The following is a 10,308-nucleotide window of genomic DNA, read 5'->3' as shown; positions in this document are numbered from 1 at the left end:
CCCTCGCTCGGCGCTCGGGCTCGGACCCGTCCACCACGGGTCCGGTTCCATCGGACCTGGTATCAGACGGCCGGGCCGCTCGTTGGTTCGGACTTGGTTCGGCACTGGCCGAGTTGTCTGCGTCGGGCGGCGACCCCGTGGCCGCCGCCCGCGGCCGTTGTGGGTTGACCGCGGCGGCCGCGGGCGGGTACGATCCTTGCCATGCGGATCGCACGCACAACCCGAGCGCTGCTGTGCCTGCTGATCGCGGCCTCGACCGCGATCGGCGTCACGCTCCCCGTCCGGGCGTGCGCCTGTTCGATCCCGTCTCCGATCCACCCGCAAGCCGTTCCCGCTGAATCGCAAGGGCCGCAGATGCCGGCCGCGAAGCACGCGTGCTGCCCGCCGAAGCCGGGCGGCAAGGCGTGCTGCTGCTGCGAACCGCCGGCCGCCGATCCGCAACCGGCCCCGACCTCACGCGCGCCGCAAGCCGCGTGCGGGTGCGTCGCGTGCGACTGCGGACCGCACCCTCCCGAGCCCGTTCCCCCGGCCGCTGCGACGCCCGACCTCGATGACGTCGCCGCGTCGGAGTCCCCGGCCCCGCCCGTGTCGGCCGCGTCCCCGCACACCGCGGCGCGCGCGTTCCGCGCGCCGCCCGCGGCTCCGCCCGTGCACCTGCTCCTCTCCCTGGCGCGGCTCACCTGTTAGCGCCGCCGCGCGCCTTCGCTCACGTTCGCAAGCAAACACACAAGCGCGGGGCACCGGCCCCGCGATCCCGAACCACGAGAGTGGACGTTCCGCGGTGCGGTTCTGCGCCCCGCGGACGCGACCGAGACCCCGGGTCCCGCCGGCCGCACGGTGCGGCCGCGCCCGCCCGGTCCAGTTCCTGTTTCCAGTGGAGATCCGTGATGATCCGTGCCATGTTCGCCGCCGTCGCCGTTGCCAGCGCCCTCGCCGCCGGGGCCGCCGCCCTCGCCGCCGACAAGGAAGTGAAGCTCACCGGCAGCCTCGTGTGCGGCAAGTGCAAGCTCAAGGAAACGGCCAAGTGCACCAACGTCCTCCAGGTGAAGGAGGGCGACAAGGTGGTGAACTACTACCTCGACGACACCGGCGCGAAGGAAGCGTACCACGAGGGCGCGTGCGGCGGCGACGCGGTCGAGGGCGTCACCGTCACCGGCACCGTCACCGAGAAGGACGGCAAGAAGACCATCAAGCCCACGAAGGTCGAGACCAAGAAGTGACCGAGGGACCAATGTCGCTCCGCACAGGCTGGTGATCGAGGTTGCCAGCCGCACGGCGAGCCGGGAGCGTCAGCGACCGGAGGGTTGCGTTTGCGTGGACTCCGGTCGCTGACGCTCCCGGCTCGCCGCGCCCACTGCGCCATCCGCCTTGTTCGCGCGTTCGCCGCGGTCGTACAATGCCCGGTACCGTCAGAGGCCGAGCCCGCGTCCGCTGGTAGCGCGTCATGGTTCACACACACCCGAGGCCCGCACGCCCCCGGCGGGTCGCCGTCCTCGGGTCCACCGGTTCCGTCGGCACCAGCGCCCTCGACGTGATCCGCCACCTGCCCGAACACCTCGAACTCGTCGGCGTCGCCGCCCACTCGAAGTGGGAGCAACTCGCCGAGCAGTGCCACGCCTTCAAGCCGCGGTTCGCCGTCCTCATCGACGAGGCCGCGTTCGATCGCGCCGACCGCAGTGCGTTCCCCCGCGAAACACAGCTCCTCGGCGGCCCGGACGCCGTGCAGCGGCTCGTGTCCGAGCCCGATGTGGACGTCGTGCTGTCGGCGGTCGTCGGCGCGGCGGGCCTGAGCGGGACGTGGGCGGCGCTCGACGCGGGCAAGACCGTCGCGCTGGCGAACAAGGAGACGCTCGTCGTCGGCGGACCGCTGGTGATGGAACTCGCCGCGCGGCGCGGCGCGAAATTACTCCCCGTCGATAGCGAACACTCTGCTGTGTTCCAGGCGCTGACCGGGCACACCGCGGCCGACGTGGACCGCGTGGTGCTCACGGCGAGCGGCGGCCCGTTCCGCGGCAAGAAGGCCGCCGACCTCGCCTCGGTGACGCCGCAGCAGGCGCTCAAGCACCCGACGTGGCAGATGGGGCCGAAGATCACCGTCGACTCCGCGACCCTCATGAACAAGGCGCTGGAGGTGATCGAGGCCCGGTGGCTGTTCGATCTGCCGGCCGAGAAGATTGCGGTCATCGTCCACCCCGAGTCGGTCGTCCACTCGTTCGTCGAGTTCGCCGACGGGTCGGTGCTGGCCCAGCTCTCGCCGCCGGACATGCGGCTGCCGATCCAGCTCGCGTTCCTGCACCCGCTCCGCGTGCCCGGCCCCACCAAGCGCCTCGACTGGCGCACGCTCTCGGCCCTCACGTTCGAGCAACCGGACCCCGAGACGTTCCCGGCGCTGACCCTCGGGTTCGAGGTCGCGGCCCGCGGGGGCACCTGCGGGGCGGTGCTCAACGCCGCGAACGAGGCGGCCGTCGCCGGGTTCCTCACGAACACCCTCGCCTTCACGGACATCGCCCGGTGCTGCCGGGCCGTTCTCGACGCTCACGATTTCGACCCGCGGCCCACCCTGGAGCGCCTCCTGGCGCTCGACCGGTGGGCGCGGCAGGAGGTAGCCAGTTGGACGCGAACCCGAACGCCGGTGACCCCGTGCCCGTGACCCCGACCCCGGCCCCGGGCGACCACTCCGCCGAGGTGTCCGCGCTCAAGTCGTGGGTGCGGGAGAACGCGGTCTCGCTCGTCATCACGGTCGTCGCCGTCGCCCTCGTGGTCCGGTACCTCGACCCGATCGACACGCTGAAGGTCGTGCTCGGCCTGGGCCTCATCATCTTCATCCACGAACTCGGCCACTTCCTCGCGGCCAAGTGGTGCGACGTCCACGTCAAGACGTTCAGCATCGGGTTCGGCCCGGCGGTCCCGTTCTGCTCGTACAAGTGGGGCGAGACGACGTACATGGTCGGCATCATCCCGCTGGGCGGGTACGTGTCGATGATCGGCGAGGGGGACCACGGGGGCGAGGACGACGGCGAGGAGGACCCGCGGAGCTTCCGCAAGAAGACCGTGGGCCAGCGGATGCTCATCATCTCCGCCGGCGTGGTCATGAACCTGATCCTCGGCATGGCGTGCTTCGTCGCCGCGTACCTGCACGGGGTGCAGGAGAAGCCGGCCGTGGTCGGCACCGTCGAGAGCGGCAGCGCCGCGTGGCGGGTCGGCATCCGGGCCGACGACGACATCGTGCAGATCGGCTCCCGCAAGAGCCCGTACTTCGACGACATCCGGCCCATCGTGATGGCCTCGCAGAAGGGCGAGCAGGTGCCCGTTGTCGTGGTCCACGCCGGGCAGACGACCCCGGTCGAGTTGACGCCCGAGCCGCTCCGCGACGAGGGCGCGCGGTTCCCCACGCTCGGCGTCACCCCGCCGTCGCGGCTCACGCTGCTGTCGCTGAAGCAGCCCGGGTTCAAGCCGGTCGTTCCGGGCAGCCCCGCCGCCAGCGCCTCGGTGCCGCTCGAGGGCGGCGACCGCCTCGTCGCGATGACCGACCCGGACAAGCCGGACCAGATCACCCCGATCAAGCCGGACCCCCGCGCCCCGGACGCCGGCCCGGACATCGAGGACTTCTACCGCCGCATGGTCCGCCTCGCGGGGCAACCGGTCACGCTGCGGGTGCAGCGCGGCGGGCAGACGCTCGACTCCGTTGTTCAACCGGCGTACCGCGCCGACCTCGGCGTGCGGATGCAGATGGGCAAGGTGGTCGCGCTCCGCCGGGGCGGGCCGGCCGAGGCCGCGGGCGTGCTCGCGTGGTCCGAGGACCAGCCGAACCAGGGCGACGTCATCAAGACGGTGAAGCTCCCCGAGCCGGGCGGCAAGCAGACGTGGTTCGCCGCCGGCGAGATCAAGAACGCCGACCCGGGCGTCACCGTGCAGAAGCTCGACCCGGTGCTGCTGCCGCTCGAACTCAAGAAGTGGTTCGACCGCGTCGAGGCGGCGAAGGAGGCGAACCGCACCGTGAAGGTGGAGGTGTTCCGCCGCGAGGGGCACCAGGAGAAGGCGACGGCCGAACTGGCGGTGCCCTACGACGCCGCGTACCGGTACGACCGCGAGACGGTGGTGCTCCCGAACAGCCCGACCCCGCTCGGGGGCCTGGGGCTCGCGTACTGGGTGGACGCCGTGGTGTTCGACGCCGACCCGAGCGGCCCGGCCGCGGGCAAGCTCAACCCCGGCGACACGGTGACCGCGGTGCGGTTCAAGACGGCCACCGCGGACGGGGCCGAGAAGGCCGGCGAGTGGGAGGAGCTGAAGGCGAACCAGTGGGCGTTCGCCGAGGCGTCGTTCCAGAGCCGCCCGCCGTTCCGCGTCGACCTCAAGGTGCAGCGGAAGGACGGCGGGGCGGTCGAGGAGGTGCCGCTGGAGGGCCGCGAGGATTTGCGGTGGCCGACCGACGACCGCGGGCTCGTGTGGGCCTACGACGTCCGCGTCCAGAAGGCGACCGACATCGGCGACGCGATCAGCCTCGGCGCGTGGCGCACGGCCCGGTTCGTCCGCGTGGTGTACCTGAACCTGTACGCGATGGCGTTCGGGCGGGTGAGCGCGAAGACCATGAGCGGCCCGCTCACGATCGCGAACGTGTCGTACCGGTTCGCGGGCGAGGACTTCTGGCAGTTCCTGCTGTTCCTCGGGATGATCTCGGTGAACCTGGCGGTGGTGAACTTCCTGCCGATCCCGGTGCTGGACGGCGGGCACATGGTGTTCCTGCTGCTGGAGAAGATCCTCGGGCGGCCGGTGCCCGAGCGGCTGTTCGCCGCCGCGATGTGGGTGGGGCTCGCGCTCATCCTGTCGCTGATGGTGTTCGTGCTGGTGCTCGACATCCGCCGGCTGTTCTTCGGCTGGTTCTGATGTGAGGTGCGGCGAGCGGGGGCGTGAGCCCCCGAGTGAACCACGAAGTGAAGTGAGAAGAACTCGGGGGGCTTACGCCCCCCGCTCGCCTTTACGGCACCTACTTCCCGAGGCCGAGCCGGTTGTCGAACGTCTTGCGGATCAATTCGCGAACGGCCGGGTCGGTCGCGCCGGCCAGGCGCTTCAGTTCCGCGTCCGGCAGGATGTACGGGGCTGACTCCTCGGCCCAGTGAGCCAGGTTCATCACCTCACGCAGCGGTTCCCAGGGCCGATACCTGCGGTCGAAGTAGAACCGCGCGTCCGCGATGATGAACATGCGGGCCACGATGTTGTCGAGCTGGTACCGGGCACCGCGCCAGATCTCGAACGCGACGGCGGATTGCGGCCGGGGCGGTGCCGCGAGTAGCCGGTCCACGAACAGTCGGTGCGCGGCCGCGGGATCGGCCTCGAAGATCGTCTGGACCAGTTCGAGCCGGAGGGCGCGCATGTCCCAGTCGTCGATGACCGGCACCCGCTCCATCAACCGCAACAAGAGCGGAACGAGTTCCCGGTGCGGAGCGTTCCGGACCTTCTCGCAGAACGTCCGAAACGGCCTCCGCCATTTGGCGTCATCGGGTGAAGGTGGCGGGAGTGCGGCGTACTCGGCTTCGAGCCGTGCGGCGAGGGCGTACCGGTTGGTGAACGTTGCGGGAGTGACGGTGACGGGGAACGATTTCACCGGGAGTGCGATTTCCCGGCCCGGTTCTCTGAGGGTTCGCGGAGTCCCACGCAGGGGCACCTCATCCGCGGCCCGTACCAGCCAGAGGACCGCGACCTCCCCCGTGCCACTCGGAAACGTAGATCGGAAATCGAGGTGCAACACACGGCGCTCCGTGAACGTCGCTCCCGGGTCCAGGAAAATGTCGAAGCCCAACAGCGGGCAACCCAACCTCCGGCCCCGCCGCTCGAGCTTCCATCGCTCAGGCAACCCGAGGATGCCGTACCCGTCGTGACTTGTTTCACTGAGGAAGAGCGGCTTCGTTCCGCGGTTGGTGATGGAGAGTTCCACGATCACCGGTCCGTGCTCGAACGCCTCGACGACCCGGAGCCCCAACTCAAGGCTTCGCGACACTTCGGCCGTCTCGACGAGACCGACCGCGAACAGCACGAGTGCGAGTGGGGACACGGTCGGCCTCCGGATTGGCTCACCCCGCGATCAGGCTCCAGTCGACCCGGTCCTTGTCGATGCGGGGGAGGTCGGCGGGGAGCGCCTCCAGGTACTTCGGCGCGGCCCCGGTGTTGAAGACGACGACCCGCTCGTCCTGTTTCACGCGACCGGCCGCGACCATCCGCTCCAGCACGTCGAAGCACACGGCCGTCTCGGGGCAGACGCTGATCCCCTCGGCCGCACTCGCGCGCTTCATCCACGCGCCGATCTTCGCTTCCGCGCCCACCTCGGCCGTGCCGCCGCTGGCGCGGATCGCGTCGAGGATCATGAAGTCGCCGACCGCGACCGGCACCCGCAGCCCGCTCGCGACCGTGTGCGCGTTCGGGAACAGCTCCGCGAACCGCTCGCCCCTCTCGAACGCCCGCGCGATCGGCGCGCACCCCTCGGCCTGGCAGGAGATCAGCCGCGGCATTCCGGGCGAACCCTGAGCGCCAGGGAGGGGGTGCGCCTCACCCCCTCCCTGGCGCTCAGGGTTCGCCGAGGACAGCCACCCTAACTCGCGAAGCTCCGCGAACGCCTTCCACATGCCGATCAGCCCGGTGCCGCCGCCGGTCGGGTAGAAGATCGTCTCCGGGAGGTCCCAGCCCATCTGCTCGGCCAGTTCCAGGCCCATCGTCTTCTTGCCTTCGAGGCGGTACGGCTCCTTGAGCGTCGAGAGGTCGAACCAGCCCATGCGGTCGGTGCCGTCCTTGACGATCTTCCCGCAGTCGTTGATGAGGCCGTTCACGCGGAACGCCTTCGCGCCGTACAGGTGCGGCTCGAACTGGCTGACGACCGGGGTGTCGTGCGGCATGAACACGAAGCACTCGATCCCCGCACGTGCGGCGTAGGCCGCGGCCGCGCCGCCGGCGTTCCCCGCGGTCGGCAGGGCGACCCGCGTGACGCCGAGCCACTTCGCCACGCTCACGGCCGCCGTCATCCCGCGGCTCTTGAAGCTGCCCGTCGGCAACTGCGACTCGTCCTTCACGTACAGGTTCGAGAGCCCGAGCTGCTTGCCGAGCCGCGGGCAGTGCAGGAGCGGGGTCATCCCCTCGCCGAGCGTAACCGGCTCGACCTCGGCCGGCAGCGGGAGCAGTTCGCGGTACCGCCACAGGGTCGGCGGCCGCGTCGCGATGTCGGCCGGGGTGACCGCCGCGCGGACCCGGTCGAGGTCGTACCGGACCCAGATGGGCCGGCCGTTGTGGAGGTTCGCGACGGTGCCGAACGGGAGCACGGTCCCGTCAATCGCGGCTTCGAGGTGGGAGACAAAGTGCGGCATGGCGATTACAGTACGGAAACGGGAACGATCCGCGGGACCCGCGCCGCACACCGGAGTTACTGTGAGCGACAACGCCGACAAGGACCGAAAGCCGACCGACCTGGAGATCAAGGACGCGCAACTGATCTTCAACGCCGTGTGGTCCGACCTCCAGGAGCGGCACGGCCGCGAGCGGCTCCGGTTCCCGCGCGAGTTCATCTGGCTCGGCGGCGCGCCCGGCGCGGGCAAGGGCACCAACACCCCGTTCGTGGCCGACGCCCGCGACATCACCGCCCCGCCGGTCGTCATCAGCTCGCTCCTCACCACCCCGCAGGCGGTGGCCCTGAAGAACGCCGGGCAGATGGTCGGGGACCGCGAGGTGCTCGGGCTGCTGCTCGAGGAGCTGCTCGACCCGAAGTACCACGACGGGGTCATCGTCGACGGGTTCCCGCGGACCAAGCCGCAGGTCGAGTGCCTGAAGCTGTTCTACCACGCGACGCTCCAGCTCCACGCCGAGTTCCGCGGCACCCCGCTGGCCCGCGAGTTCCGCAAGCCGATGTTCCGCATCGTGCTCCTGTTCGTGTCCGAGGACGTGAGCGTGCAGCGGCAGCTCAAGCGGGGCCGCGAGATCCGCGAGCGGAACCGGCTGGTCCGCGAGTCGGGCGGGACCGACCTGTTCGAGGAGCGGGCCACCGACCTCGACGTGGGCCTGTGCCGCAAGCGGTACAAGACGTTCAAGGACACCACGTTCGACGCGCTCCAGTCGCTGCGGCAGATCTTCCACTTCCACTTCGTGGACGCCGAGGGCGACCTCGCCGAGGTGCAGCGGAACATCATCCGCGAGTTCGCGTACCAGAGCTCGCTCGAACTCAGCCCCGAGGTGTACGACCTGATCCAGACGATCCCGATCGCCCAGCAACTCGCCACGCACGCCCGGCAGGAGCTGATCGGCCGGCTGGAGCAGTACGAGGAGGAGAGCAAGGAGCTGTTCTGCAAGGTGCTGCGGTTCATCGACACGAAGATGGTGCCCATCGTCCGGGCGCACGCGATGTCCGGGCACACGCAGATCAACAGCGAGGACGGCCTGCTCGACGACCCGATCGCGCTGCGGATGGTCATCGACGTGCTGTCCGAGCGCGGGTTCCTCGCGACCGTGGACCTGCACCGCGTCGAGGTGCCCGAGCGGATCAACCCGGAGACGTGGGAGATCACCTGCCGCACCAAGAAGGTGTACCGCATCGACGTCCGCTACCCGCCGTCCGACATCCGCCGGGGGCACTGATTTGGCGAGCGGGGGGCGTGAGCCCCCCGAGTTCGGTTACGCGCGCTTCACTCGGGGGGCTCACGCCCCCCGCTCGCCGGCCCTCACCCCTGCCGGTCGAGCTTGCCGGTGTTGTGCGTCTCGTCGAGGAACATGGTGCGGTCGCGGACGATGGCCTGCGGGATCAGCGCCGGCGTCTGCGTCGCCAGCCCCTCCATCTTCTTGACGGCCGTGCCGATCGCCAGCACCTCGACGAACCCGCCGCCCATCTCGTAGATGAACACCTTGGTGCCGATGACCGCGTCGGCCCCGATCTCGGACGCCTCGGCCTCGATGTGCGCCAGCGCGTTCTCCCGGGCGTTGTAGATCAGTTGCGTGACCGAGCTCACCTCGCCGCGGCCCAGCCCCTTGAAGAACGCGCCGACCCCGCCGGCGAACCCGAGCGAGTACACCGACGTGCCCAGGAGCAGCCGCACCGGGCCGTACCCCATCTTGGTGAGGTTCCACAGCTCCTCGCCGGTCAGTTCCGACGTGACCGGCCGGGCCGGGGTGCCGAACGCCGGGTGGTGCGACGCGGTGCCCACCATGAGCATCTCGCGCGCCCCGGTGCCGATGGGCAGGATCGCGGTCTGGATGTCCACCACGGCGTTGGCGCCGCGCTCCCGGGCCTCGTTCTCGATCCGCTCCAGCGCGAGGTGCCGGGTGTGGTTGTACATCTGGGAGAACTCCTTCACCTCGCCCCCGGCGAACCCGCGGAGGAACCCGAACACGCCCCGGCTCACCCCCAGCGCGTAGGCGACGTTCCCGATGACGAAGTGCCGCGGGTCGTACCCCGCGTCGAGCTGGCAGTACAGGTCCTGGCCCGAGCACGCGGTGGTGAAGAACGGCCCGCGGTAGTCGGCCCCCTTGACCGCCGACCCGATGGCGATGAACTCGCGCATCCCGCCGAGCGTCTTGAGTTCCGACGTGACCCCGGTGACCCCGTGCGCCCCGTGCCCCTCGGCCTCCTTCTCGAGCCGGTTGATCGCGGCGTGCCGGCCCTCGTTGATGAGCTGCGTGAGGTTGGCGATCTCGCCCCCGGCGAGCGTCTTCAGCCCGCTCGACACGCTCCCGAGCACGCCGAGCGACTGGACGCTGTTGCCGACGACGATGCTGCCCGGGGCCCAGCCCTTTTCCGCCAAGCAGAAGATCTCGTTGCCCGACAGGCCGCTGACGATCACGGGGAACCTCCTGGGTGCGCGTGGGGTCGGTCCCGCACACCCTAGCACGCCGGGGGGCGGAAGGCACGAGAAGAACGCGGCCGAACGGGTGCGTGGGAACGGCGGGTGGTGCCGGGAAGTGAAGCGGCCGCCGCGGGGTCGCGGCGGCCGCAGCGCGAGCGCGTTACTTCTTCTTGGGCGTGATCGGCTTGGTCGTGGTGTCCTTGGCTTCCTTCTTGGGGTTGGCCTTGGCCTTCTTCTTGTCCTTGTTCTGCGCGTTGTTGCCCTTCGCCATGGTGCGGACCTCGCAGGGGTGCGTGCTCAAGCGGAGTGCTTGATAATTCCAGTGTACCCTGCGCCGCGCCATCGTCGCGCACAAAGCGGCAACAATCGCGCGCCCGCGGGGAGATGAGGCCCCGCACAACCCGAGGTCGTCTCACGCCCAGCGGACAGGGGGCCGGAGTCGAGAGGGCCGCGGTCTGGTCCGAGCCCGGGCGCCGAGCGAGGGGTGAGCGTGAAC

9 protein-coding genes are annotated in these 10,308 nt (G+C 70.2%); 5 read left to right on the top strand and 4 right to left on the bottom strand.

Going from position 1 to position 10,308, the window contains the following annotated elements:
- The first annotated feature begins 201 nt into the window (after positions 1 to 201).
- From ACTIGN_RS13470 to ACTIGN_RS13455, 4 genes are all read left to right on the top strand, one after another.
- Entirely contained in the window at positions 202 to 687 is a 486-nt protein-coding gene (locus ACTIGN_RS13470) for a hypothetical protein (protein WP_439624603.1), read from the top strand.
- A 200-nt stretch (positions 688 to 887) separates the two neighbouring features.
- Entirely contained in the window at positions 888 to 1,220 is a 333-nt protein-coding gene (locus ACTIGN_RS13465; protein WP_439624601.1) for a DUF6370 family protein, read from the top strand.
- A 224-nt stretch (positions 1,221 to 1,444) separates the two neighbouring features.
- Positions 1,445 to 2,650: a 1-deoxy-D-xylulose-5-phosphate reductoisomerase gene (locus tag ACTIGN_RS13460; protein WP_439624600.1), complete on the top strand. Its 1,206-nt coding sequence runs from the start codon at positions 1,445 to 1,447 to the stop codon at positions 2,648 to 2,650.
- Positions 2,611 to 4,884 (top strand): site-2 protease family protein, encoded by a 2,274-nt coding sequence (locus tag ACTIGN_RS13455; protein WP_439624598.1) that lies wholly within the window; start codon positions 2,611 to 2,613, stop codon positions 4,882 to 4,884. Before ACTIGN_RS13460 ends, ACTIGN_RS13455 begins: the two co-directional genes overlap by 40 nt.
- Before the next feature lie 100 nt (positions 4,885 to 4,984).
- On the opposite strand, the gene ACTIGN_RS13450 is transcribed toward ACTIGN_RS13455, so the two are convergent.
- Together ACTIGN_RS13450 and ACTIGN_RS13445 are read right to left on the bottom strand one after the other, a co-directional pair.
- Complete coding sequence (locus ACTIGN_RS13450) at positions 4,985 to 5,602, bottom strand: hypothetical protein (RefSeq protein ID WP_439624596.1); 618 nt, start codon at positions 5,600 to 5,602, stop codon at positions 4,985 to 4,987.
- Between the two features lie 466 nt (positions 5,603 to 6,068).
- On the bottom strand, positions 6,069 to 7,349 hold the full coding sequence (locus ACTIGN_RS13445) for a threonine synthase (RefSeq protein WP_439624595.1): 1,281 nt from the start codon (positions 7,347 to 7,349) through the stop codon (positions 6,069 to 6,071).
- Positions 7,350 to 7,410: 61 nt separating this feature from the next.
- On the opposite strand from ACTIGN_RS13445, the gene ACTIGN_RS13440 reads away from it, so the two are divergent.
- On the top strand, positions 7,411 to 8,610 hold the full coding sequence (locus ACTIGN_RS13440) for a nucleoside monophosphate kinase (protein WP_439624593.1): 1,200 nt from the start codon (positions 7,411 to 7,413) through the stop codon (positions 8,608 to 8,610).
- A gap of 83 nt (positions 8,611 to 8,693) precedes the next feature.
- Here ACTIGN_RS13440 and ACTIGN_RS13435 read toward each other — a convergent pair whose 3' ends face one another.
- Both ACTIGN_RS13435 and ACTIGN_RS13430 read right to left on the bottom strand, forming a co-directional pair.
- Complete coding sequence (locus ACTIGN_RS13435) at positions 8,694 to 9,809, bottom strand: heavy metal-binding domain-containing protein (protein ID WP_439624591.1); 1,116 nt, start codon at positions 9,807 to 9,809, stop codon at positions 8,694 to 8,696.
- Positions 9,810 to 9,972: 163 nt separating this feature from the next.
- The gene (locus tag ACTIGN_RS13430) at positions 9,973 to 10,113 is read right to left on the bottom strand and encodes a hypothetical protein (RefSeq protein WP_167755083.1); all 141 of its coding nucleotides are present in this window, start codon (positions 10,111 to 10,113) and stop codon (positions 9,973 to 9,975) included.
- Between the last annotated feature and the right edge of the window lie 195 nt (positions 10,114 to 10,308).

It is taken from the genome of Gemmata sp., from assembly GCF_051859125.1.
In the GTDB taxonomy this organism is placed as follows: domain Bacteria; phylum Planctomycetota; class Planctomycetia; order Gemmatales; family Gemmataceae; genus Gemmata.
The sequence above is the reverse complement of the archived record's forward strand: the minus strand, read 5'-3'. Positions and strand labels throughout refer to the sequence as shown.

Bases quoted from the DNA above. Each gene is read 5' to 3' on its own strand.
- ACTIGN_RS13470 (WP_439624603.1), top strand. From the start codon at position 202: ATGCGGATCGCACGCACAACCCGAGCGCTGCTGTGCCTGCTGATCGCG.
- ACTIGN_RS13465 (WP_439624601.1), top strand. From the start codon at position 888: ATGATCCGTGCCATGTTCGCCGCCGTCGCCGTTGCCAGCGCCCTCGCC.
- ACTIGN_RS13460 (WP_439624600.1), top strand. From the start codon at position 1,445: ATGGTTCACACACACCCGAGGCCCGCACGCCCCCGGCGGGTCGCCGTC.
- ACTIGN_RS13445 (WP_439624595.1), bottom strand. From the start codon at position 7,349: ATGCCGCACTTTGTCTCCCACCTCGAAGCCGCGATTGACGGGACCGTG.